Genomic DNA, 24,255 nt, shown 5'->3' on the forward strand with positions numbered 1-24,255 from the left:
ATTGTTCACGGTCCCCCGCCTAGCGCAGTTGCCAGCTCGTAGCCCGCACGGGGCCGGTGGGCGCCAGGACGGAGCCCGCGCCGCCGGCCGCGCCGGCGCGCTAACTCAGCGCTGGTCGGTGCCCAGCGCCACGCGCCAGCGCCGCGGATCGATATTCAAGCGCAGCTGCTGATGTTTGAGCAGGTAGCGCACGCCGACGAGCGCGGCCGCCAGGCCCGACAAGGCGCCGATGCCCAGCGCCCAGCGGGGGCCGAAGGTGTCGGCCACCCAGCCCACGACGGGCGCGCCCAGCGGCGTGCCGCCCGCCGAGATCGCCAGCACGATGGCCATCACGCGGCCCCGCATGGCGGGCGCCGTCGACAATTGCACACTGCTGTTGACGCTGGTGGTAAACGTTTGCGCGGCAATGCCGATGACCACCAGCATCATGCCGAACAGCCAGTAATTGGGCATCACGGCGGCCAGCGCGCAGGCCAGGCCGAACAGCGCTGCCGCTCCCAGCAGCAAGGCCAGGGTGGGCTGGCCCCGCCCCGCCGCCAGCAGGGCGCCGGCCACGGAGCCGCAAGCCATCACGGAACTGAGCACGCCATACTGGCCCGCGCCCGCATGGAAGGCCGTCACGGACATGGTCGACAGGAAGATGGGGAAGTTCAGGCCGAAGGTGCCGATCAGGAACAGCATCAGCAGGATGGCCATCAGGTCGGGCCGCTGGCGCACGTAGCGGAAACCGTCGCCCAGGCTGGCCCGCGTGGCCTTCAGGCGCGGCGCGCGGCGCAGCAATTCCACGCGCAGCAGCAACAGCGAACCGATCACGGCCGCAAACGAGACGGCGTTGATGATGAAGACCCAGCCGCTGCCGACGCTGCTGATGAGCAAGCCGGCCACGGCCGGGCCCAGCATGCGCGCCGCATTGAACGAGGTGGAATTGAGGGCCACGGCGTTCGTCAGGTCTTCCTCGCCGACGATTTCGGCCACGAACGTCTGGCGCACGGGCGAATCGAAGGCCGTCACGCAACCCAGCAGGAAAGCAAACACATACACGTGCCACAGTTGAACCAGGCCACTGATGCACAGCAAGCCCAGGCCCAGCGCCAGCAAGCCCATGGCCGCCTGCGTGAACAGCAGCAATTTCCTGCGATCCAGCAAGTCGGCCGCCATGCCCGTCAGGGGCAGCAACAGCAGCTGCGGGCCGAATTGCAAGGCCATGACGATGCCGACGGCGCTGGCATTGTGCTGCGTCAATTCGCTGAGCACCAGCCAATCCTGCGCCGTGCGCTGCATCCAGGTGCCGATATTCGACACGAGGGCACCGCCGGCCCAGATACGGTAATTGGGTATGCGTAGCGAACGGAATGTGTTGTTCATCTGGGCGTGCGGGCTCCTTGCCGGGTTGCGGGATACATCAGCGGATCATTCCGCCAAGCGTTTGAGTAATGCCACCGCATGGTTCAGTTCGGCGACTTCGTCCGGCGTGAGCCGGGTTTCGATGGTGCGCGCCAGCCAGTCCTCGCGCGCGGCGCGGCTGGCGGCGATCCAGGCGCGGCAGCTGTCCGTCAGGGTCAATATCGTCTGGCGTCCGTCTGCCGGGTCGGGCGCGCCCGTCACCAGCTGCGCCTCGGTCAGTGCCAGCACGGTGGCGGCCATCGACTGGGGCCGCATGCCTTCGGCGCGCGCCAGGCTGCTGGCCGTGGCCGGGCCGTCGCGTTCGAGACGGCTGAGCACGGATGCCTGCGACATGCTGACATCGCCCAGGTGCGCTTCCTCGCGCAGGCGGCGGCGCAGCTTGCCGATGAGGATGCGCAATTCGCCAGCCAGTTGCAGTACCTGTTCGTGGCCGTCGTGGTCTTCTTGTGGGGTGCTCATGCTCGCCGTATGGTGGATCAACGGCCTTTACTATAACAGATATGCAGGTAGACTGCACAGTTTGCCTGCATACATTAACAGAATGACTATCTTGCGGGCGCAAAAAAGCCGGGGCGGGAGATGGCTCCCTGCCCCGGCTTGCCGGCCATCCTGAAAGTGCGGACCGCTTAGCTGATGTAATTGAACAGCGACAGGCCCGACATGGAAGTGAACGACTTTTGCGCCGCCTGCAGGGTGATCTGCTGCTGGCTGAACAGGGAAATCGCCTTCACCATGTCCAGGTCCTGCAAGCCCGACAGGGTGCTCGCATATTGCAGGTCGAGGTCGTCGCCTGCGCTGTCGAGCGTGTCGAGTTCCTTCAGCCGCGAACCGACTTCCGCGCGCACGGACAGCACATTGTCGTAGGCCGTGTCGAGGATATCGTGCGCCGCGTTCAGGCTGGCCGTCAGCCGCGCCTGCCCCGCGTCGCCCGAGGCCGGCTGGCCCAGCGCACCGATCAGGTTGGTGATGGTGGTAAAGATCGATTCCTTGCCGCTGGGCTCCAGGGTAAACTTGTCCAGGTCGGCCGGCTTGCCCGCGATATTGACTTGCTGGCCGTCAAAGTTGATGGCGTCGCCAGACTTGTAGGGCACGGGCACGGCGGGATTCGGGATGGTCTGGCCCAGGGTCACGTCCGTCACGGTATAGGTCGTGACGGCAGCATTGCCCGTGCCCGTCACCTGGAAATCGATCGAGTACTTATGCCCCGTCAACTTGGTGGGATCGGTCACGGTGCCGCCGGAAATGATGCCGGCGCCGCCGCGCGTAAAGTTGCCCGGATCGGCCGCCGTGGTGAACTTGCCGTTGCCCGTCAAATTGTTCTCGAACACGGCCGCGCCCGAGTCGCTGGTGGCCAGGTAGCGGGCCGAGCCCACCTGCAGCTCGCGCTGGCCCTGGTCGCCCACGTAAGTGGCGCCGCCCGGCGTCTGGCTGAACGGTTGCGTGGTCGACTTGTAGCCGCCGAACAGGTAGCCGCCCGCGTTGTCGGACGTGTTGGCGATGCCCAGCAGATCCGTCAGACGCCCCTTCAGCTCCGTGGCCAGGCTCTGGCGGTCGATATCCTTCAATGCCGGATTACCGGCCTTCAACACCAGTTCCTGCACGTCGGCGATCAGCGAGGTGGTGCTGGCCAGCGCCAGGTCTTCCTGCGAAAGAAAATTCTTGGCATTCGAGCGGTTCGTCACGAATTGCGTATTGATCGATTGCGATTGCGTCACTTCCAGCGCGCGCGCCGACGCGATCGGATCGTCGGCCGGCGTCAGGTTGCGGCGGTTCGCCGACAGTTGCATCTGAGTGCGGTTCAGCGCGCCCTGCAGATTGTTCAGCTGCGTGCTGCCCGCGTCATAGATCATTTTGGTACTGATGCGCATGATGCTGCCCTTCCTGATGGCGGCGGGGCGCCAGGCACCGCCGCTTGAATCGCTGAATCTGAATGATGATTAATTAACGTCCGAGGCCGATGACCACGTCGAACAGGGTGCTGGCAATCTGCATGACCTTGCCGCAAGCCTGATAGGCTTGCTGATAGCGCAACAGATTGGCCGCCTCCTCATCGAGGTTGACTCCGGAGACGGCCTGCTGCTGCGTGCTGGTTTGTTGCAGTAATGCAAGACTAGCCAGGCCGCTGACCTGCACTTCGCGCGTCTTGTTGCCCACATAGCTGACGGTTTCCGCATACGACCCCTGGAACGTGGCCTTGCCCCCATCGAGAATGTTTTTCGTCTGCAAGCCTGCCAGCAAGGCGGCATTGCGGTTGTCGCCCACGCCGCCCGCGTTCGGCGCGATGGTGAATTTATCGCCCTGCGCGGGCGCGCCCGTCATGTTCACATTGATGCCGCCAAAGCTGAAGCTGTCGCCTTCCGTGTACGGGATATTCGCCGTGCCGGCCGGATACGTGGTGGTGGCGCCATTCAAGCCTTTCACCGTCACGGCCTGGCCCGCAGGAAAACCGGACAGCGAGGTGGTCGCCTTGTCATATGTCAGGGTGACGGTGCCCGTCAAGGCGTTGCCCGGCGTTAAATATGCCTTGTCCACGCTACCGGCGCCCAGCTTGCCGCTACCCGTGTTGCTGACGGGCGCGCCCGTGGCGATCGGCGCGCCGGCGGCCAGCTTGTTGCGGTCGGTAATCGCCACGGCCAGGTCGGAGGCGCCGTGGGCCGTGGGCCGGACCATGAAGTTGTCGCCTTCGGCAGCCGTGCCCGTGATCGAGAAATCCACGCCGTCGATGGTTTGCGGCACCGTCTGCGGATACGGGTTGATGGTCGTTTGCGCACCGTCGCTCTGGCGCGTCACCACATAATTCGTGCCGTCATACTTGACGGCGTAATCGCTGGCCGTCAGCTTGGTCGGATCGCTGACCTTGGCCGACAGCGCCGTCGTGCTGGTCGCGTTGTTGCGGTAGTCGGCGCCGATGACGGGATCGGGCAGCTTGAAGAAATCGCCCCCCATGTCGCCATTCAAGTCCTGGCCCAGCTTGTGCTGCTCGTTGAAGGTGGAGGCCAGCGCGATGGCGACCTTGCCCAGCGAATTCTGGATGCGGTCCAGGCTGCCGCTGCGGAATTCCAGCAAGCCGCCCAGCGCACCGCCGCTGAGGGAACTTTCCGACAGCTTGGTGACGCTCGTGCCCGTCACATAGCCCACGTCCAGGCGGTTCGGGTCCGTCGGCGACGGCGTGGTGGCCAGTTCAAAGTTCTTGTCGCCCACCACCAGCGGCTGGCCCGAACCGATCGAGACGGTGATCGTGTTGCCGGCGCCCGGCTGGACCGTTGCCTTGACGTATTTGTTCAGCTCCGTGATCAGCTGGTCGCGCTGGTCCAGCAGATCGTTGGGCTGATTGCTTTCATTCACGGTCAGGTTGGTGATCGCGGTATTCAGTTCCGCGATCTGCTTGGCGTAGGAATTGATCACCTTCACGTTCGAGGTGATCTGCGAATTGACGCCGTCGCCGATTTCCGTCAGGCGCGCGCTGAGGCCCTGGAAGCGCGCGGTCAGCGAGTTTGCGCTCGACAGCAATGCCTGGCGCGACGAGACGGACGAGGGGTTCGAGCTGAAATCCTGCACGCCCTTGAAGAAATCGGCCATCGCCGGCGACAGCCCGGCCGTGGGGTCCGCCAGCATATTGTCGATCTGGGTAATCTGCGTGTAATAGGCGTCGAGCGAACTGGTGCTCGCCTGCGCGCCATTCACCTGGGCCGCCATGAAACCGTCGTACTGGCGCTTGACTTGCGATACCTCGGTACCATTGCCCACAAAGCCATACCCAGCATTGTTGAACTGCGCCGTCTGCTGCAGCACCACCTGGCGGTTGTAGCCGTCCACGTTGGCATTGGTGATGTTATGCCCGGTCGTCGACAGGCCCACCTGCGCTGCAAGCAAACCGCTCTTACCGATGCTGAGTAGATTCGAAGTCATGGTGTCTTATTGGTTACCGTCAAAAGTATTTACGGCAGCCGCGGCGAAAACTTGAAGCGCGCGGCCTGCACGGGGGCACGGCGGGGCGTCAGCCGACCAGCGAATTTTTGATAATCTTTGTCAATTTGGCAGCGTAATTCGGGTCCGTCGCATAGCCGGCTTTCTGCAAGCCCTGGGCGAACGTGCTGGCGTCGCCTGCGCTGGCCAATACTTTCTCGTAGCGCTTGTTGTTGGTAATCAACTGCGCATAATCCTTGAAGCTGTCCGCGTAGCTGTCGTAGGCGCGGAATTTTTCCACCTTGCGCTGCGCCTTGCCATTCACATATTCGGTGGTGACGGCTTCCGTGACCTTGCCCTTCCAGTCGCTTGTCGCCTTGATGCCAAACAGGTTGTGGCTGCTGCTGCCGTCGCGGCTGATGATTTCGCGCTTGCCCCAGCCCGTTTCCAGCGCGGCCTGGCCCAGCATGAACTTGGCCGGGATGCCGGTGGTGCGGCTGGCTTCTTCCGCATGCACGCCCAGCTTTTCCTGGAAGGCGCGCACATGCGGCGCCTGCGTGGCGTTGGCCTTGTCGCTCAAGGTTTTACCGGTGGTGGCGCCGGCTGCGCCGTCGCCCAGGGCGCCCTGCTGCTGGCGGAAGGCCGCCAGTGCCTGCGCCATGCTCGACGAGCGGGGCGACGGCGCTTCGGCGCCATCGGCGGCCAGCGCCTGGTTCGACGACGACAGCTGGCGGATCAGCACGTCCGCCAGGCCCGTGCCCCGCTTGGCCAGGTTCTGGCTCGTCTGCTGGTCCAGCATCGAGGTGTACATCTTGCTTTGCTGGCTATCCATGATGCCGTCCTGCGGCGTCGCTTCGCGCATGCTTTTCATCATCATATTGATGAACATGGCTTCGAATTGCGTGGCTGCCTCTTTCAGGGCGGCGGGGTCCTTCGCCTTGGCGGACTGGCGCAAGCCGTCCATGCCTTTCACGTCATAGGCGGCGGTATTGCTGAGGTCGGTTTGACTGATCATGGCGTGTCCATCAAATGATTTCAAGTTCGGCGCGCAGCGAACCGGCCGCCTTCATCGCCTGCAGGATGGCCAGCAAGTCCTGCGGCGAGGCGCCGATGGCATTGAGGGCTTTCACCACGTCCGACAGCGACGCGCCGCCCTTGACCAGCATGACCTTGCCCGGTTCCTTCTTGATATCGATCTGCGCCGTCTGCGTGACCACCGTGCGGCCGCCCGACAACGGCGGCGGCTGGCTCACCTGCGGCTCCACATTGATGGTGACGGACAGGTTGCCGTGCGAAATGGCGCATGTTTCCAGGGTCACGGACTGGTTCATCACGACGGAACCCGTGCGCGCATTCATGATGACCTTGGCGGCCAGGCGGGCCGGATTAACTTCGATGCTTTCCAGTTGGCCCAGGAAGGCCACGCGCTGGTCGCTGCCGCCGGGCGACTGCACCTGGATCACGCGGCCGTCCAGCGCGGCGGCCGTGCCGGCGCCGTAGCGGCTGTTGATGGCGTCGACCACGCGGCTGGCGGTGGCGAAATCGGTGGCGTTCAATTCCAGGCGTATCGTATTGTTGGCGCCCAGTACCGTGGGCACGGTGCGCTCGACGGTGGCGCCGCCCGAGATGCGGCCCACGCTCAGGTGATTGATGACGACGGAGCTGCCGGCCGCCTGCGCGCCCACGCCGCCCACCAGCACGTTGCCCTGCGCCATGCCATACACCTGGCCATCGGCGCCCTTCAGCGGGGTCATCAGCAAAGTGCCGCCGCGCAAGCTTTTCGCATTGCCCATCGACGACACCGTCACGTCGAGCAACTGGCCCGGCTGGGCAAATGCGGGCAAGGCCGTCGTCACCATCACGGCGGCCACGTTTTTCAGCTGCAAACTGGTGCCTTGCGGCAAGTTAATCCCCTGCTGCTGCAGCATGGCGGCCACGCTCTGGATGGTGAACGGGGTTTGCGTGGTCTGGTCGCCGCTGCCGTCGAGGCCGACAACGAGGCCATAGCCCATCAGCTGATTCTGGCGCACGCCGGCAATGCTGGCCAGGTCCTTGATGCGCTCGGCCTGCGCCACGGGCGCCAGCAGGGCGCAAGCGAGGCCGGCGATGGCCAGGAAGCGGGGAAAGGTCGAGGTCGCCATGATCAGAACGGCAGCAGGCTGAGGAAGAAGCGCGACGCCATCGACGCCATTTCTGCGCGGTCGATCTGGCTGTTGGTGCGGTACTCGACGCGCGCATCGGCCACCTGGGTCGACGGCACGACGTTGCCGATGCCGATGGTGTCCGGATTGACCATGCCCGAGAAGCGGATGAATTCCGTGCCCTTGTTCATGGCGATCTGTTTCTCGCCGGCGACGATGAGATTACCATTAGGCAATACCTCGATCACCGTCACGCCGATGGTGCCGGAAAAGGTGTTGCTGGCGGACTGGTTGTCGCCGTCGGCAAATTTCGTTGCGCCATTCGCCGCCACGGTGCCGCCGAAGCGGCCCTGGGCGATGCCGGGCGTACTGAAGCCCACGCTGCCCGACTTGTTGCCGGAACTGGCGCCCGCCTTGACGGCATTCGTGCGCTCGGTGATGGCGATCGTCATGGTGTCGCCCACGTGACGCGCGCGGCGGTCTTCGAAGGCGGGACGGTAGGTCGACGGCTGGTAGATGGAACCGTTGTTGACGACCACGGGTTCCGGCATCGGCGCGCGCGTGGTGGTCGGGTATTGCACGATCGAGGTGGGCGTGATGGCGCAGCCGGACAACAGGACTGCGGACAACAGGGCGATGATGGGGTATTGCATGACGGACCTCCGCTGCCATCCGGCGGCGGATGGCATGACGACTATGAAAATTAAAGTTGCGACAATTTCTGCAGCATCTGGTCGGATGTGGTGATGGCCTTGCTGTTGATCTCGTAGGCGCGCTGCGTCTGGATCATGTTGACCATTTCCTCGGCCACGTTGACGTTCGAGGTTTCGATATAGCCTTGCATCAGCACGCCGGCGCCGTTGGTGCCCGGCGTGTTGGTTTGCGCCACGCCGGAGGCGCCCGTTTCCATGTACAGGTTTTCGCCCTTCGATTCCAGGCCGGCCGGATTGACGAAGGTGGTCAGTTGCAGCGAGCCGATCTGCGATGGCGCCACGGTGTCGGGCAAGGTGACGGAAACGGTGCCGTCGCGCGCCACGGTCAGGCTCAGCGCGTTGGTGGGCACGGTGATGGCGGGCTGGATGACGAAGCCTTCGGAAGTGACGAGCTGGCCGTTGCTGTCCGTCTGGAACGAGCCGTCGCGCGTGTAGGCGGTGGCGCCGTCCGGCATCAGCACCTGGAAGAAGCCCGTGCCGTTGACCATCACGTCGCGCGAATTGCCCGATGCCTGGGGATTGCCCTGCGTATGGATGCGTTCGGTTGCCACCGTGCGCACGCCGGTGCCGATCTGCAAGCCCGATGGCAGCTGGGTTTGCTGCGACGATTGCGCGCCCGGCTGGCGCACATTTTGATACAGCAAGTCTTCAAACACGGCGCGCGACTTCTTGAAACCCGTGGTGCTGACGTTGGCCAGGTTATTGGCGATCACGTCCATCTGCGTCTGCTGCGCTTCCAGGCCGGTTTTGGCAATCCAAAGGGAACGAATCATGATTTTTCTCCAATAACAGCGCTAGTCAGCCCTGTAGACATATTTCTATGTGACCATTATGCGGTGGCCCCTATCAATTCAAAGCGAGGATCTGGGTGGCTTTCGCCGCGTTATTCTCGGCATTCTTCAATAAACTCATTTGCGTTTCGAACTGGCGCGCCAGGGCGATCATGCTGACCATGGAGTCGACGGGGCTGACATTGCTGCCTTCCAGCGCGCCCGTCGTCAGTTTGACGGCCTGGTCCGCCTGCGCCACCGTGCCATCCTTTAAGCGGAACAAGCCGTCGTCGCCGCGCACCAGTTGCTGCTCGGGCGGGTTGACCAGCTTGATGCGTCCCAGCACCGTCGACGGCCCCGGCGGCACGTCCGTGGAAATCGTGCCCACCGTGCCGTCGCCGCTGATGGCCACCGTCACGCCGGGCGGAATGGCCAGCGGGCCCGTATCGCCCTGCACCATCAGGCCCGACTGCGTCTGCAGCATGCCGTTTTCATTGAGTTTCAAGGCGCCGTTGCGCGTGTAGGCTTCGGAGCCGTCGGCCGACTGCACGGCGATCCAGCCGCCGTTTTCCACGGCCACGTCGAGCGCCCGGCCCGTGTGCTGCATGGGACCTTGCGTGAAATCGGAACCGACCGTCGAATCGACGACAAAGGCGCGCGTGGGCATCATGCCGTCGGCCACCACGGGCACGGCGCGGAACGAGTCGAGCTGGGCACGGAAACCCGTGCTGGTGGCGTTCGCCAGGTTATTCGCGGTGGTCGCCTGCTTGTCCAGGATGTGCTTGGCGCCCGAGCCGGCGGTGTAGATGAGACGGTCCATGTTTTATTTCTCCTGTTGCTTTCAACCCAAGGCAGAAAGCTGGGGTCAGACCCGGCGGGTCTGACCCCGGTACTATTAACGCAGGTTGACCAGGGTTTGCAGGACGGAATCCTGCGTCTTGATGGTCTGCGCATTTGCCTGGTAGGCGCGCTGGGCCGTGATCATGTTGACCAGCTCTGCCGTCAAGTCGACGTTCGACACTTCCACGGCCGAGGCGCGCAAGTTGCCCAGGGTGCCAGTCTTCGGCTCGCCCGTGATGGGCTTGCCCGAGGCCGAGCTTTCCACCCAGGCGTTGTTGCCCAGCGGTTCCAGGCCGTTCGGGTTGGTAAAGTTGCTCAACACCACCTGGCCCAGCGCGCGCGTCTTGCCATTGTTGTACTGGCCCTGGATGACGCCGTCGTCGCCGACGATGAATTGGCTCAATTGACCCGCCTTGTAGCCGTCCGCTTCCGTTTTCTTTTCCGCCGTGGCCGTGCCCAGCTGGGTCGATTTGCTGAAATCGACCTGCACCGACAGGGTCGGATTGGCGCCCGTGGCGGGGAAGATCGGCAGGTTGACGGTGACGGGCAAGGTTTGCGGCGGCGTCAGGGCCAGCATGGCGGCCCGGTCCAGGCTGCCGACCGTGTTGAAGACCAGCGAACCGGTCTTGACGGCTGGCACCACGGTCACGGCGCGGATGGCCGCGTCGATCTGGTCGGGCGTGCGGCTCGAGTTGACGCCGTTCGGCACGGCACTGCCGTAGGTGGCGGCGATGGCGGCCAGTTGCGCCGGCGTGGCGCCCGCGGCGGCGGCGGCAGCCGAGACAGCGGCGCCGACCGCATTGCCATAGGCGACGGCGGCGGCCGTCACGTTGGCCGGCACCAGCGGCACGGCCGTGGCGGCGGCCTGGTAGGCGGCGCGCGCGGCCAGCGAGGCAGGGTCCGTCTGCAGGGCGGCCGCGACCTTCATGCTGGTCACTTCCGTGCCGTCAACGGCCGAGTAGACGTCCCAGGTGTTGGTGCCCGTCTTGACGTAGAAATTCGACATGATGTGGGAATTGCCCAGCGAATCGAAGACCTCGACGGGAAACGACTTGCTGTACGAGGTGTCGTCCGTCGACTTGAACGGCACCGTGGTCGGCATGGCCGTGTTCGAATTGAGGTTGACTTGCGTGTCGATCTTGGTCGTTGCCTGGGGCTTCATGTCCGACTGGTCGATCTGCAGGGGCACGACGGCGCCGGCCACGATCTTGCCGTTGGCGTCGGCCGCATAGCCGGTCAGCTGCGCCAGCTGGGCGTTGACGATGAAACCGCTCTTGTCGACCTGGAACTGGCCATTGCGCGAGTACTGGATGGCGCCGTTGACGCTGGTGCGGAAGAAGCCGCCGCCATTGATGGCGATGTCCAGGGGATTCGACGACGATTCCAGGTTACCCTGGTTGAATTGCTGGGCGATTTGCGAGACCGACACGCCGATCCCCGCCTGGTTGCCGCCCACGCCATACAGCGAGTTGGCATAAATGTCGGCGAACTGGGCCTGCGACTGCTTGAAACCCACGGTCGACGAGTTGGCGATGTTGTTGCCGATGACGTCCAGCGATTTGGCGGCGCCATTCAAGCCGCTCAGGCCTTGTTGGAAAGACATTGTGTTCTCCTGGTAGAAATTAGGGGTAGGGGGTCACGCTAAGGGGAAGCGGCTTACAGAATCTGTTTCACGTCGGCCATGGTGATGCTGCCCACGCCCGGCACATTCAATTTCACGCCATTGGCGCCCGTCGACACGCTGGCAACCGAGCCGAACATCAGCGCCGTCGCATCCTTGAGCTTGGTGCCGCCGCGCGTGGCTTCCACCGCGAAGGTGTAGGCGCCGTCGGCCAGCACGACCGGCTTGCCGTCCTTGTCCAGGTCGGCGGTGGAACCGTTCCAGCCCAGCGGCAAGGTGCCAGCCGGCTGCGCCCCCAGGTCGATGGAATGGACTTCCTTGCCATCCTTGTAGATGATGACCTTGACCTTGTCGGCGGCCGTGGCCAGGTCCACGCCCAGCAGCGCGGCGCTCTTGCTCAGGTTGATATCCTTACCTGCCGTCAAGACGCCATGGCCGATGATGTTGGCCGCCTGCATCGATTCAGCTTGCTGGTAGCTGGCCTTCAGGGTTTCCAGTGTCGTGTTGAGCTTGTTGACGCCCGTCACCGTGGACAGCTGTGCCAGCTGGCTGGTCAGCTGCGCATTGTCCAGCGGATTCATCGGGTCCTGGTTTTTCAGCTGGGTGACCAGCAGGGTGAGGAATTTGTTCGTTTCCGCTTCGACACTGCCTGCCTCGGCCGTCGTCTTCTTCGGATTCATCGTCGCCATCAGGTCGGTGGTGACGGTGTTGCTCGTATCGATGATTGCCATAATGATCAATCAGCCTTATTGGCCGAGGGTAAGGGTTTTCAGGAGCAGCGACTTGGCCGCGTTCATGGTTTCCACGTTGGTCTGGTACGAGCGCGAAGCGGACAGCATGTTGACCATTTCGTCGACCGTATTCACGTTGGGCATGGTGACGTAGCCCTTCTCGTCGGCCAGCGGGTTCTTCGGGTCGTAGACCAGCTTCATCGGCGACGGGTCTTCGATCACCTTCTGCACCTTGACGGCCGTGGCGCCGTTGGCCATGGGCACGGCCTCGAACACCACCTGCTTGGCGCGGTAGGCTTCGCCCGTGGCGCTGGTGGCGCTGTCGGCATTGGCCAGGTTGCTGGCCACCGTGTTCAGGCGCTGCGCCTGGGCGCTCATGGCCGAACCGGAAACATTGAAGATATTAAATAGCGACATGATTATTGTCCTCCCTGGATGGCCGTCAGCATGCCCTTGATCTGCGAATTGAGGAAGGTCACGGCCGCCTCGTAGCGAATGGCGTTGTCGGCAAAGGCGTTGCGTTCGAGGTCCATGTCCACCGTATTGCCATCGACGGCGCCCTGGGCCGGCGCGCGGTACAGCAGCGGCGTGCCGTCGGCCAGGGTCTCGACCTTGCCGCCACCGGTTGCGCCCGCCGCTGCGGCCACGCCCTTGCCCGGCATATGCTGCGGCGCCGTGCCCTTCAGGGCGGGCGGCACGCCGTCCTTGCGCGCCATCGCGCCCTTCAGCGCGGCGGCGAAATCGACATCGCGCGCCTTGTAGTTGGGCGTGTCGGCATTGGCGATATTCGAGGCGAGCAATTCCTGGCGCGTCGAGCGCAGGCTCAGCGCCGTCTCGTTGAAGCGCATGTAATCGTCGAGTTTCCCTATCATGTCAGGCTCCGGAAAGATCTGCCACTGGCGCCCGAGATGGCGGAAGGATGGCGGTATAGTGATGACAGGAAACATAGTACGGCGCGCACCGGCACGGCCATCGCCGGATCAGACCGTACTTTTACCCCTTAATCGGCGCTTCGAACGGGGCGGCGCGCACTATCATGGCACTATTCCAGAGGCCTATCACCATGAAAACACCGCTTGCTTTCCTTCTTGCCCTCGCCGCCCTGCCATTGCTGGCCCAGGCGCAAAACGCCGGCCGGCAAACGCCGGAAGCGCTGCGCAACAGCGTGGAACAGTTCCTGCAGGTGCAAAGCAACGGCTTGCCGGGCAAGGTGACGATCACCGTCGGCGCCGTCGATCCGCGCCTGAACCTGGCCGCCTGCCCCGCGCCGCAGGCGTTCATGGCGCCGGGCGCCCGCGCCTGGGGCAAGACCACCGTGGGCGTGCGCTGCACGGCGCCAGCCAGCTGGACTATCTATCTGCAAGCCAACGTGGCCGTCGTGGGCGACTACGTGGCCAGCGCCGTGCCGTTGGCGCAAGGGCAAGCCATCGACGCCAGCCAGCTGGTGACGATGCAGGGCGACCTGGCCGCATTGCCGGCAGGCATCGCCACCGACATGGCCCAGGTGGTGGGCGCCAGCACGAATATTTCCCTGCCGCCAGGCACGCCGATGCGCCTCGACACCCTGCGCCGCAAGCCCGTGGTGATGCAGGGCCAGCTGGTACGCGTCGTTTCCAGTGGCAACGGTTTCCAAGTAGCATCAGAAGGACGCGCCATCGGCAGCGCCGGCGATGGTCAGACGGTGCAGGTACGCACGCAAAGCGGCCAGCAGATCAGCGGCGTGGCGCGGGCTGGAGGCATGGTGGAGGTCGCTTTTTAAACACGGATGGACAGCGATATTGTGGTCTGGCGCACTAAAGTTTCGGAAGAAGGTGCCGATAATGACACATATCCCGGAGTTTTTTGACTTCGACCAGACGAGGATCACGCTGTGAAAATTACCGACAACACCATTAAAAGCAATCCCGGCCTGCCGGTGGCGCCCGCGAGTACCTCCGGCGCCCGGAATGCCGAGAAAGCCCAGGCAACACCGACGACGTCGGACAATGTACGCCTGTCGCCGCAAGGACAGGCATTAGCGGCCAGTGCAACTGCCGGCAGCGGCGCCGTGTTCGACACGAAAAAAGTCGAGCGCATCAAGCTGGCGATCGCCGACGGCCAGTTCCAGGTCAACTCTGAAAAAGTGGCGGACGGTCTCCTCGACACGGTCAAGGACTTGCTGCACTCACGAAATAGATAGGTTCCCTCATGCAATCAGTGACTCCGTTTTCCAGCCTGCGCGACGAGCAACAGCTCATGACCACATTGCTGGCATTGATGAAAGAAGAACAGCGGCATCTGGTTGCCGCTGACATCGATGCAATCGCGGAGCTCACCGTACGCAAGACGGCACTGGTAGGACAATTGAGCCAGCTGGCGGCGCAACGCCACCAGGCGCTGGCGGCAGCCGGTTTTACGGCCGCCGAAGCGGGCATGGAAGACTGGCTGGTCGGCGCCAGCGAGGCCGAGGCGGCATCGCTGTGGAAAGCCCTGCTCGAGACCACGCGCGAAGCGAAAGAGCAAAACCGCCTGAACAGCCTGCTCGTCAACAAGCACATGCTGCACACGCAAGGCGCGCTGAACGCCATGCGCCCCACGGCCCAGAGCGGCAATTTCTACGGCCCCAGCGGCCAACCGACGACGAACACGGCCAGCCGCCGCGTCGTCATCGGCTGATTCCCCCCAGTTAACAGCCATGCCCCGGCAAGGGGCAGCCGCCCTGCCCTTCAGCCGTGCGCGGGACGTCCCGTATGCTGGCGGTATTTCGCCACGATGGCCTGCGCCTTCGCGGCGGCCGCCGCTTGCTGTTCCGGCGTCAGTTCCGCCTGCAGCCAGTGCCAGTACTCATCCTGATAGGGATTCGTGACGCCGGGCGCGAGGATGTCGTCGTAGACCTGGCGCAGGGCCAGCAGATAGCCATACGCTTGCGGCGCATCTTTCTGCACCACCTCGCCATCGCGCAGATACGCCATCATCAGGGTCGACACGCTGGTGAGTTCCGCCTCGTCCGCCTGCGCCGTCAGCTGGGCGATGGCTTGCCGCTTCCACGCCTGCACCAGCGGATCGTCGGGACGGTTGCGCAGCGCGCTGCGGTCGCCGAACGGGCCTTCCGACAGGAAGATGGTGGCCGCGCCCGGCACGCCGCCTTGCGCGGCGGCGGCCAGGTAGCCGAGGCGGTCCTCGCGCTGGCGCTGCGTCAGGCCCGCGCACAGCTGCTGCTGGGCGGCTTTTTCTTCCGCCGTCATCTCGCGTCCCAGCTCGAATTCCAGCCCCGGCAAGCGGCCTTCGCGCTGGAAGACGATGCAATCGTCGAGCAGGTTATACGCCGCATACGCGTCTTCCGGCTTGCCGCTGGCCGCCAGGCGTGCCAGCTGCTGCGCCAGGGTGACGGGCACGGGCGCCGCGGCGGGCATGGGCGCCGCATCCAGATTCAAATACGAGGCCAGGCTGCGGCCCTGCGGTGCGGCTGCGATGCCGGCCGCCACCTGGGGCGCATCGCCGTCGGGCGCCGGCCAGTACACGAACGCCAGCGCTGCCGCGATGGCGGCGGCGATGGCGATGCCGGTCAGTTTGTTATTCATGTGAGGTGGCGCATAAAAGGAAACGCACCTTACCACAGGCGCGCGGCACCGCTAGCCGCCCGCCTTTTTCGGCTGGTGGCCCAGCCTGGTCAGCGCGGCCACGATGGTGTCCACATGGTCGCCCTGCACTTCGATCACGCCATCCTTGACCGTGCCGCCCGAGCCGCACTGCGTGCGCAGCTGCTTGCCCAGCAGGGCCAGGGCGATGGCATCCAGCGGCAAGCCCTTGACCACGGTGACGCTCTTGCCGCCGCGGCCCTTGGTCTGGCGCGACACGCGCACCACGCCGTCGCCCGCAGGCGCCGCCTTCGCTTGCGCCTTGCACGCGCACTGCGCCAGCGGCTGGCGGCAGGCGGGGCACATGCGGCCCGTTTCGGTGGAATAGACGAGACCGCCCAGGGAGCTGCTTTTCATGAGGGAAAGATAAAAAGGAAGAAAGCGCGATTGTACCAAGCGGCAGCCCGCAGTTGACGAGCTCAGTTGGCTGGCGCCACGGGCGCCGTCGGCACTTCCGTCACCGTTTCCGGGATGCCCGACAAAATCGTCACGGCCACGCGGCGGTTGCGCGCGCGCCCTTCCGGCGTGGCGTTGGGCGCCACGGGGATGTTGTCGGCGTGGCCCACGGCCGTCAGGCGCGCAGCCTTCACGCCGCTGGCGATGAACAGGCGCACGACGGCGCTGGCGCGCGCGGCCGACAATTCCCAGTTCGAGGCAAAGTTCGAATTGCTGATCGGCTGCACGTCCGTATGCCCTTCCACCTGCACGTCGTGCGTGTCGTCCTTGAGCAGCACGGCCACGGCGCGCAGGGCCTGGTCCGATTCCGCCGTCAGGCGCGCCGCGCCCGGGTCGAACAGCACGCTGGCATTGATTTCCACGCTGACGCCGCGGCTCGTCTGCGTGACCCGCACCTTGCCTTCCTTGACCAGCGGCGCCAGGGTGGACGCCAGGTCCTGCGCCAGGCGCGTCATGTGTTCGCGCTCGCGGCGGATGGCTTCCGTGCGGCGTTTCAGGGCGGGATTGGGCAGCGGGATGGCTTGCGGCGCTTCCATGACGATGGGCGGCGCGCCCTTTTCCAGGCTGAAGGCCTGGCCGATGGCGTTCTGGAAGACGCGGTACTTGCCTTCGTTGACTTGCGAAATCGCATACATGACGACGAAGAAGGCGAACAGCAGGGTGATGAAGTCGGCGTACGAAATCAGCCAGCGGTCCTGGTTGTCCGGTTCCTCGTCATACTTCCTGCGCGCGCGCCGCATCATGGTCAGTGCTCGTGCAGCAGGCTGGAGACGCGCTCTTCGATGATGCGCGTATGGTCGCCCGTGGCGATGTCGTACAGCACGGCGGCCGTGATTTCATACTGCAGCACGCGGCGCGAAACGATGGCCTTGAGCTTGTTCGCCACCGGCAGGAACAGCAGGTTGGCCAGGCCCACGCCATAAATCGTTGAGACGAACGCGACGGCGATGCCGCCGCCCAGCTTGCTGGGGTCGGTGAGGTTTTCCATCACGTGGATCAGGCCCAGCACGGCGCCCAGGATGCCGATGGTGGGCGAATAGCCGGCCGCCGATTCCCACACCTTGACGGCCTGGCGCTCGGCCATTTCATAGGCGGAGATTTCCACGTCGAGCAGCTGGCGCAGCTTGTCGGGCGCGATGCCGTCGACGATCATGCGCAAGCCCTTGGCGTTGAAGCGGTCGGCCGTGTTTTCCATCAGGCGCTCGAGGGCCAGCGGGCCGTCGCGGCGCGCCGTCAGGCTCCATTGCCCGATGTCGCGCGCCAGCGCGGCGCGCGTGTCGGCGGGCGGCAAAAACACCCAGCGCAGCATTTCCAGGCCGCGCACGAAGGTGCGCAGCCGCGTCTGCAGCAGCACGGCGCCGAAGGTGCCGACGATGACGATGGCAAAGGCGGCCGGCTGCAGCAGGGAGGCCATCTTGCCGCCCTCCAGTGCCTGGCCGACCAGCAGGCCCGCCAGCGCCAGCGCCAGCCCGATTACGCTGGACCAGTCCACGCCTGCTCCCTCAAGGTTGCGCGCAGGCGCGCGACGGCCTGGGTATGCAGCTGCGAGACGCGCGATTCCGACACGCCCATCACCGCGCCGATCTCCTTCAGGTTCAGCTCTTCTTCGTAGTACAGGCCCATGAGTATTTTCTCGCGTGGCGGCAGCGCATCGATGGCATCGATCACGGATTGCCGGAAATCGGTATCGAGCAGGGAACGCAAGGGGTCGCTGTCCTCGTCCACGCAGTGGCGGTCGAGGAAGCTGTCATTGCCGTCCGGGTCATGAAAATCTTCGTAGTACACGAGCTGGTGGCCGCCGCCGTCGCCCAGCATTTCCTGGTAGTCGGCCAGCGACATCTTGAGCAGCTTGGCCACTTCCGACTCCGTCGGCGGATGGCCCAGGCGCTGCTGCAGGATGCTCATCGCCTCTTCGATCTTGCGCATGTTCTGGCGCATGCTGCGCGGCAGCCAGTCGCTGGTGCGCAATTCGTCGAGCATGGCGCCGCGGATGCGCAGCACGGCATACGTCTCGAACTGCGCGCCATGCGTCTCTTCATAGCGGGTAATGGCGTCCAGCAAGCCGATCATGCCGGCCTGGATCAGGTCATCGACCTCGACCGAAGGCGGCAATTTCGCCTTCATATGGTGCGCCAGACGCTTCACCAGCGGAATGTGTTCCGTCAGCAAATGGTCCTTGTTCGATTTCCCTTTGACCGTGTACATAGGCTGCTTATTGTTTTCTCGTCTTATCTGGTGCTACGGTTGCATTCAGGCGCTGAAATGGTGTGCGCTCCCCGTCTGGCACAAGGTACCGCCCAGCACCGGCGCCGCCGAACGGGCCAGCCGCTCGGCCAGTCCGCGAAACGCCACCGAAGCGCCCGCCAGCGGAAACGCATCGACCACGCTGCGGCCCAGCCGCGCCGCGCGGTGCAGATACTCATCGGCAGGCACCGACCCCATCGAAGTCAGTTTCACGGCCAGGTAGCGGCTTGCCGCCTGCGCCATATTATCGTATACCACTTTTGCCTCGGATTCGGAAGCGCCCGTGACAAGAATGCCAAACGGACGCCGTCCCAGTTCCTGGCTCAGGCGCTTGATCAGGCAGTACGCCGCCTTGATCGAGGTGGCGCTGGTCGATACCTGCACCACGATATCGGACGAGGCCATCAGGGGCACGGGGAAGCAGTCGCCCTCGTCGGCCACGACGCCGTCGACCAGCACGATGCCGCTCTGGCGCGCCAGCACCTCAAAGGTCTTGCCCAGGCGGCGCAATTCGTCTTCGCCCGCATAGTCCATGCTGTCCATCAGGTGGTTGCGCGCGCCCAGGCTGGCCACGCCGAAGCCTTGCGGCACCTGGTGGATTACCTGATTCAGGCCGCACTGCTGGCGCGCCACGTCGCGCAGGCTGGCGCCATGCGCCAGTCCCAGGCGCGATGCCACGCCATCGCTGCCGCCGCTGGCGTCGAGCAGCAGCACGTCATTGCCGCCATAGGCCAGCGAGGCGCCCAGGTTGACCAGCATGGCGCCCTTGTCGTCCTGCGGCGTGGCCGAGAGGAACGTCATGACGCGCGGCTGCGGCCCGGCCAGCATGCGGCGCAAGCCTTCGGCCTGGTCGAAATCGAAATTAGCCAAGGTGCACCCCGCGCGCTTCATTGTTGCGGGCAGCCGCCTGCGCCATCAGCAGCGGCAGTTCGGCATCGGAAAACTGCGTGGCCGCCGCATCGCGCTTGAGCTTGAAGGCACGGTCGATCAGGTAGCCGCGGTCGGCCAGGTACAGGTCTTCCGGCACGCGCTGGCCGTTCGACACATAGAACAGGTTCAGCTTCTGGCGGATCACCACGTCGAGCACGTTGCCGATCGACGCCGCTTCATCGAGCTTGGTCATGATGCAGCCGGCCAGGCCGCTGCCCTGGTAGGCGCGCACCACTTCATTGAGGGTTTCCTGCGTGGCCGTGGAGTTCAGGCACAGCAGGCGTTTCACGTCGGCACCGGCGCCCGACAGCATGGCCACCTGCTCCGTCACCATCTGGTCGCGCTGGCTCACGCCCACCGTGTCGATCAGCACCGTGTGCTTGTTCTTCAATTCCTTCAGGGCGATGCGCAGGTCCGCCTCGTCCTTCACGGAATGCACCATCACGCCGAGGATCTTGCCGTAGATGCGCAGCTGTTCATGCGCGCCGATACGATACGCATCGGTGGTGATCAGGGCCAGCTTTTCCGGGCCATGGCGCATTACGCAGCGGGCCGCCAGCTTGGCCGTGCTGGTGGTCTTGCCCACGCCGGTCGGGCCCACGAGGGCGAACACGCCGCCCTGCTCCAGCATGGCGTCTTCATTGGCCACGGTATTGAGGTTGCGGCTGAGGACCGTCTTGATCCAGCGCATGCTTTGCGCGCCATCGAGGCCGGCAGGCAGCTTGTCGATCAGGTAGCGCGCCAGGCTGGCCGAGAAGCCGGCCGCCAGCATTTCGCGCAGCACGACGGCCTTCTGCGGCTCGCGCTGCTGCGTCGAACCCCACGAGATTTCCGCCAGCTGCGTTTCCATCATGCCGCGCATGGCGCGGATTTCATTCATCATGCCGCTCATTTCGGCAGCGGCGTTCTCTTTGACGTGCGCCAGCGCGCTGGCCATCATCTGCTGCATGCGGGCCATGTCCACTGGCTCGGAGGCAGCCTGGCGCGGCGCGGGCTGGCGCGGCGCGGCGGGGCGCTGGGCCGGGGCGGCGGCGCGCGGCGGCGTGGCGAACTGGGTCTGCAACTGGGGACGGGGCTGGGCCATTTCGGAGGCGGCCGGCGGCGAGGCCAGCGAAGCGGCATCGTCATTGGCCAGCGCGAGGATTTCCACCACGCCATCGGCCTGGCGGTTCGACAGGATCACGGCATCGGGGCCCAGCGCTTCGCGCACCTTGCGCAGCGCATCGCGCGACGAGGCGCCCGTAAATTTCTTCACATTCATGACCGGCCTCCCAAGGCGGGGGTGGCGCAATCTTGGCTGAACTGTGTGACCATCATCGACTCCTGTTGCTTGAGTGCTGTCTTCCACATGGACACAGATCACCCGGACAGTTTCCATTATTAGCGATGCTTGGAGGAAATGATCGAAGGAACAGGACGGGAAAGTACCCGTTATTCAGTTTGCCGGCAGGAAATTGATGTTTATTTGACCAAAAGCAAGGGCTGGGAGGTTGGGGTCAGACCCCCGTACACGTTGGCAATGACCTTGCTGTTGGCGGTGTTGAGGGTCTGACCCCGGCATTGACAAAGCCAACTATTGCGCGCCCACCAGGCTGGTCACCCGTATCGTCTTGGTTTCCGGCACTTCCGCATGCGACAGCACTTTCAGCTGCGGCAAGGCGCGACGCAGGAAACGCGACAGCAGGGTCCGCAGCGGCGCCGGCACCAGCAGCACGGGCGTCAGGCCCAGCGCTTCCTGCTGCTGGGCAGCCAGCCCCGCCTGGTGGGCGATGGTGTCGGCCAGGCCAGGCTCGATGCCGGCCCCATCGCCGCCATTGCCCATGGCCTGCATCAGCAGGCGTTCCAGGCGGCTGTCCAGGGTCATCACGGACAGTTCGGCCGCGCCGGGGAACAGTTGCTGCACGATGGCGCGGCCCAGGGCCACGCGCACCAGCGCCGTCAGGTCGTTCGGGTCCTGCGTCTGCACCGTATGCTCGGCCAGGGTTTCGATGATGGTGCGCATGTCGCGGATGTGCACGCCCTCGGACAGCAGGTTCTGCAGCACTTTTTGCAGGGTCGACAGGGACAGCATCTTCGGCACCAGGTCTTCCACCAGGCGCGGCGACTCCTTGCCCAGGTGATCGAGCAGCGACTGCACTTCCGCGCGGCCCAGCAGTTCGGCAGCGTGCGAGGTGATCAGGTGGTTCAGGTGCGTGGCCACCACGGTGCCCGCATCGACCACCGTGTAGCCCATCGATTGCGCCTGGTCGCGCAAGCTGGCGTCGATCCAGGTGGCGGGCAGGCCGAACGCAGGGTCGCTGGTGGTCAGGCCCGGCAAGGTGCCGCTGGCCATGCCGGGATTGATGGCCAGGAACTGGCCGTTGAACGCTTCGCCCACGCCCACTTCCACGCCCTTGAGGGTGATGCGGTAGGCGGACGGTTTCAATTCCAGGTTGTCGCGGATATGCACGGGCGGCGCCAAAAAACCCACTTCCTGGGCAAATTTCTTGCGGATGCCCTTGATACGCTTGAGCAATTCGCCGCCCTGCGTCTTGTCGACGAGGGGAATCAAACGGTAGCCCACTTCCAGGCCCAGGGTATCGACGGGCATGATGTCTTGCCAGCTGGCTTCTTCCTGCTCGGGCGCCACCGTGGCTTGCGGCACTTCGGCCGGCTTTTCGGCCGCCGCCTTTTCCTGCGTGCGCTTCTTGCTGAGCAGATAGGCGGAACCGGCCAGCAGCGAGGCCAGCAGGATGAAGACCATGTTCGGCATGCCGGGAATCAGGCCCATGCCGCCGATGATGCCGGCGGTAATATATAGCACTTGCGGTTTCGCAAACAATTGCCCCACCAGCTGGGTGCCGATGTCCTGTTCGCTGGCCACGCGCGAGACGACGATACCGGCGGCCGTGGAAATGATCAGCGAAGGAATCTGCGCCACCAGGCCGTCACCGATGGCCAGCAGGGTGTAGTTCTTGAGCGCATCGGCAAAGCCCATGTCGTGCTGCAGCAAGCCCACCAGCAGGCCGCCGACGATATTGATGACGGTGACCATGATGCCGGCGATGGCGTCGCCGCGCACGTATTTGCTGGCGCCGTCCATGGCGCCATAGAATTCCGCTTCCTGCGCCACTTCCGTGCGGCGGCGGCGCGCTTCGTCTTCGCCGATCAGGCCCGCGTTCAGGTCCGCATCGATGGCCATCTGCTTGCCGGGCATGGCGTCCAGCGCGAAGCGGGCGCCCACCTCGGCGATACGGCCCGCACCCTTGGTCACGACGGTAAAGTTGATGATCGTCAAAATGATAAACACCACGATACCGACCGTGTAGTTGCCTCCGATCAGGAAGTGGCCGAACGCTTCAATCACTTTACCGGCCGCGTCGGCGCCCGTATGGCCTTCCGTCAGCACCACGCGCGTGGACGCCACGTTCAGCGACAGGCGCAGCATGGTCGAGACGAGCAGGATGGTGGGGAAAGCCATGAAATCGAGCGGCTTGACCGTGTACAGCGCCGTCAGCAGCACGATGATGGACAGCGCGATATTGAAACTGAAGAAGATGTCGAGGATGAAGGCGGGCAGCGGCAGCACCATCATTGCCAGCAGCATGATGATGATGACCGGCGCGGCGATGCCCTTGCTGGCGTTGTTGCCCATTCCGCTGAGCCAGGCTGGCATTCTCAGGCCGTTCATGGTGTACTTCCTTTATTCTTGTCTGCTGCGCCGGCTGTAGGCGGCGTCTGCGATGCGGGGTTTTGCGGGTCGAGCTCGGGCGGCACGTCCAGTTTCCTCGGCTTGTCCGGACGCTCGCCCTGGCCCTTGCCATAGCTGCGCAGCTGGAACACATACGCGAGCACCTCGGCCACGGCGCCGTACAGCGCCTCGGGAATCTCGTCGCCGATGTCCGTGTGTTTGTACAGCGCGCGCGCCAGGGCCGGCGCTTCCAGGATGGCGACCTTGTGCTCGCCCGCCAGTTCGCGGATCTTCGCCGCCACCTCGTCGACGCCCTTGGCCACCACCTGCGGCGCGCCGCGCGAATTCTCGCCATACTTCAAGGCCACCGCATAGTGGGTAGGATTGGTCACCACCACGTCGGCCGTCGGCACGTCGGCCATCATGCGGCGGCGCGACATTTCATGCTGCAACTGGCGTATCTTCGCCTTGATCTGCGGATTGCCGTCCGACTCCTTCGACTCTTGCTTGACTTCCTGCAAGGACATTTTCATCTTGTTGGCGTAGTGCCACATCTGGTACGGACCGTCGATGGCGGCGATCAGGCCCAGCGCGCCCACGATCAGCAGGAACGCCGTGATCAGCAGGCTGATCAGATGGGCCGAACCGGCGCGCAGGGATTCCACCGACAGGCCCAGCACGGCGTCCTTCTGGTGCTGCATCACCATCCAGGCGACGACGCCGACGACGAGGGTCTTGGCTATGGCCTTGAGCAACTCCACCAGCGCATTCTTCGAAAACATATTGCCCAGGCCGCGGATCGGGTTGAGCTTGCCAAAATTGGGGGTAAACGCCTTGGAACTGAACAGCCAGCCGCCCACCAGCACGGGCGAGGCCAGCGCGACGAGCATGATGGCCAGCGCATACGGCAGGCACGTCAGCAGGACGGAGCCCACGTCGTAACCGATGCGCAACATCATTGCGTCGGGATTGAGTATCTGCTCCCGGTCCAGGCTCAGGCCGGACACCATGACGGCCGTCAGCCGCCGCACGATGGCGTCGCCGGCAAACCACAGGCAGCAGCCGGACGCCATCAGCACCGTAAACGTTGCCACTTCACGCGATCGCGGAACGTCGCCTTCCTCACGCGCCTGCTCGAGGCGCTTCGGTGACGCGGCTTCGGTCTTTTCTGCGTCGCTGTCTTCCGACATCAATCAACTCCGGTGAAGTCCT

Annotated in this window: 25 protein-coding genes; 3 read left to right on the plus strand and 22 right to left on the minus strand. The window is 64.4% G+C overall.

What is annotated here, in order from left to right; all coding sequences use genetic code 11:
* Positions 1–105: 105 nt before the first annotated feature.
* From GCN74_RS24355 to flgB, 13 genes are all read right to left on the minus strand, one after another.
* Positions 106–1,365 (minus strand): MFS transporter, encoded by a 1,260-nt coding sequence (locus tag GCN74_RS24355; protein WP_152259058.1) that lies wholly within the window; start codon positions 1,363–1,365, stop codon positions 106–108.
* A gap of 45 nt (positions 1,366–1,410) precedes the next feature.
* A complete protein-coding gene (locus tag GCN74_RS24360; protein ID WP_152259059.1) occupies positions 1,411–1,863 on the minus strand; it encodes a MarR family winged helix-turn-helix transcriptional regulator in 453 nt (150 codons plus the stop codon).
* Positions 1,864–2,030: 167 nt separating this feature from the next.
* The gene (gene flgL / locus GCN74_RS24365) at positions 2,031–3,272 is read right to left on the minus strand and encodes a flagellar hook-associated protein FlgL (RefSeq protein ID WP_193317235.1); all 1,242 of its coding nucleotides are present in this window, start codon (positions 3,270–3,272) and stop codon (positions 2,031–2,033) included.
* 73 nt (positions 3,273–3,345) lie between these two features.
* Complete coding sequence (gene flgK / locus GCN74_RS24370; RefSeq protein WP_152259060.1) at positions 3,346–5,313, minus strand: flagellar hook-associated protein FlgK; 1,968 nt, start codon at positions 5,311–5,313, stop codon at positions 3,346–3,348.
* Positions 5,314–5,401: 88 nt separating this feature from the next.
* Entirely contained in the window at positions 5,402–6,325 is a 924-nt protein-coding gene (gene flgJ / locus GCN74_RS24375) for a flagellar assembly peptidoglycan hydrolase FlgJ (RefSeq protein ID WP_152259061.1), read from the minus strand.
* Positions 6,326–6,335: 10 nt separating this feature from the next.
* Positions 6,336–7,451: a flagellar basal body P-ring protein FlgI gene (locus GCN74_RS24380; protein ID WP_152259062.1), complete on the minus strand. Its 1,116-nt coding sequence runs from the start codon at positions 7,449–7,451 to the stop codon at positions 6,336–6,338.
* Between the two features lie 2 nt (positions 7,452–7,453).
* On the minus strand, positions 7,454–8,104 hold the full coding sequence (locus tag GCN74_RS24385) for a flagellar basal body L-ring protein FlgH (RefSeq protein ID WP_152259063.1): 651 nt from the start codon (positions 8,102–8,104) through the stop codon (positions 7,454–7,456).
* A gap of 50 nt (positions 8,105–8,154) precedes the next feature.
* Positions 8,155–8,937, minus strand: a complete 783-nt coding sequence (flgG, locus tag GCN74_RS24390; protein ID WP_071322383.1) for a flagellar basal-body rod protein FlgG — start codon at positions 8,935–8,937, stop codon at positions 8,155–8,157.
* Between the two features lie 73 nt (positions 8,938–9,010).
* Positions 9,011–9,754, minus strand: a complete 744-nt coding sequence (locus GCN74_RS24395; protein WP_152259064.1) for a flagellar basal body rod protein FlgF — start codon at positions 9,752–9,754, stop codon at positions 9,011–9,013.
* Positions 9,755–9,829: 75 nt separating this feature from the next.
* Positions 9,830–11,377 (minus strand): flagellar hook protein FlgE, encoded by a 1,548-nt coding sequence (locus GCN74_RS24400; protein WP_152259065.1) that lies wholly within the window; start codon positions 11,375–11,377, stop codon positions 9,830–9,832.
* Between the two features lie 53 nt (positions 11,378–11,430).
* Positions 11,431–12,126 (minus strand): flagellar hook assembly protein FlgD, encoded by a 696-nt coding sequence (locus GCN74_RS24405; RefSeq protein WP_152259066.1) that lies wholly within the window; start codon positions 12,124–12,126, stop codon positions 11,431–11,433.
* A gap of 15 nt (positions 12,127–12,141) precedes the next feature.
* Positions 12,142–12,543, minus strand: coding sequence for a flagellar basal body rod protein FlgC (flgC, locus tag GCN74_RS24410; protein ID WP_071075845.1), 402 nt, complete (start codon positions 12,541–12,543; stop codon positions 12,142–12,144).
* 2 nt (positions 12,544–12,545) lie between these two features.
* A complete protein-coding gene (gene flgB, locus GCN74_RS24415) occupies positions 12,546–12,998 on the minus strand; it encodes a flagellar basal body rod protein FlgB (RefSeq protein WP_131687745.1) in 453 nt (150 codons plus the stop codon).
* A 191-nt stretch (positions 12,999–13,189) separates the two neighbouring features.
* Between flgB and flgA the strand changes: the two genes are divergently transcribed.
* The 3 genes from flgA (at position 13,190) to GCN74_RS24430 (ending at position 14,781) form a co-directional block, all read left to right on the plus strand.
* Positions 13,190–13,885 (plus strand): flagellar basal body P-ring formation chaperone FlgA, encoded by a 696-nt coding sequence (gene flgA / locus GCN74_RS24420; protein WP_152259067.1) that lies wholly within the window; start codon positions 13,190–13,192, stop codon positions 13,883–13,885.
* A 111-nt stretch (positions 13,886–13,996) separates the two neighbouring features.
* Positions 13,997–14,305 carry a flagellar biosynthesis anti-sigma factor FlgM gene (gene flgM, locus GCN74_RS24425; protein ID WP_034787161.1) on the plus strand — a complete coding sequence of 103 codons (309 nt, stop codon included), beginning with the start codon at positions 13,997–13,999 and terminating at the stop codon, positions 14,303–14,305.
* A gap of 8 nt (positions 14,306–14,313) precedes the next feature.
* Positions 14,314–14,781: a flagella synthesis protein FlgN gene (locus tag GCN74_RS24430; RefSeq protein ID WP_152259068.1), complete on the plus strand. Its 468-nt coding sequence runs from the start codon at positions 14,314–14,316 to the stop codon at positions 14,779–14,781.
* 50 nt (positions 14,782–14,831) lie between these two features.
* Here GCN74_RS24430 and GCN74_RS24435 read toward each other — a convergent pair whose 3' ends face one another.
* The 9 genes from GCN74_RS24435 to flhB form a co-directional block, all read right to left on the minus strand.
* Entirely contained in the window at positions 14,832–15,686 is an 855-nt protein-coding gene (locus GCN74_RS24435; RefSeq protein ID WP_152259069.1) for a hypothetical protein, read from the minus strand.
* 51 nt (positions 15,687–15,737) lie between these two features.
* Positions 15,738–16,100 (minus strand): translation initiation factor Sui1, encoded by a 363-nt coding sequence (locus GCN74_RS24440; protein ID WP_152259070.1) that lies wholly within the window; start codon positions 16,098–16,100, stop codon positions 15,738–15,740.
* Positions 16,101–16,162: 62 nt separating this feature from the next.
* The gene (motD, locus tag GCN74_RS24445; protein ID WP_152259086.1) at positions 16,163–16,939 is read right to left on the minus strand and encodes a flagellar motor protein MotD; all 777 of its coding nucleotides are present in this window, start codon (positions 16,937–16,939) and stop codon (positions 16,163–16,165) included.
* 5 nt (positions 16,940–16,944) lie between these two features.
* Complete coding sequence (locus tag GCN74_RS24450; RefSeq protein ID WP_152259071.1) at positions 16,945–17,691, minus strand: flagellar motor protein; 747 nt, start codon at positions 17,689–17,691, stop codon at positions 16,945–16,947.
* Entirely contained in the window at positions 17,673–18,404 is a 732-nt protein-coding gene (locus GCN74_RS24455; RefSeq protein ID WP_152259072.1) for an RNA polymerase sigma factor FliA, read from the minus strand. Before GCN74_RS24455 ends, GCN74_RS24450 begins: the two co-directional genes overlap by 19 nt.
* A 45-nt stretch (positions 18,405–18,449) precedes the next feature.
* Positions 18,450–19,313, minus strand: coding sequence for a MinD/ParA family protein (locus tag GCN74_RS24460; RefSeq protein ID WP_152259073.1), 864 nt, complete (start codon positions 19,311–19,313; stop codon positions 18,450–18,452).
* Positions 19,306–20,634 (minus strand): flagellar biosynthesis protein FlhF, encoded by a 1,329-nt coding sequence (flhF, locus tag GCN74_RS24465; protein WP_152259074.1) that lies wholly within the window; start codon positions 20,632–20,634, stop codon positions 19,306–19,308. The genes GCN74_RS24460 and flhF overlap by 8 nt, the downstream gene beginning before the upstream one ends.
* 312 nt (positions 20,635–20,946) lie before the next feature.
* Positions 20,947–23,043, minus strand: a complete 2,097-nt coding sequence (gene flhA / locus GCN74_RS24470; protein WP_152259075.1) for a flagellar biosynthesis protein FlhA — start codon at positions 23,041–23,043, stop codon at positions 20,947–20,949.
* The gene (flhB, locus tag GCN74_RS24475; protein ID WP_152259076.1) at positions 23,040–24,233 is read right to left on the minus strand and encodes a flagellar biosynthesis protein FlhB; all 1,194 of its coding nucleotides are present in this window, start codon (positions 24,231–24,233) and stop codon (positions 23,040–23,042) included. The genes flhA and flhB overlap by 4 nt, the downstream gene beginning before the upstream one ends.
* Between the last annotated feature and the right edge of the window lie 22 nt (positions 24,234–24,255).

It is taken from the genome of Janthinobacterium sp. FT14W (assembly GCF_009208755.1).
GTDB lineage: Bacteria > Pseudomonadota > Gammaproteobacteria > Burkholderiales > Burkholderiaceae_D > Janthinobacterium > Janthinobacterium violaceinigrum.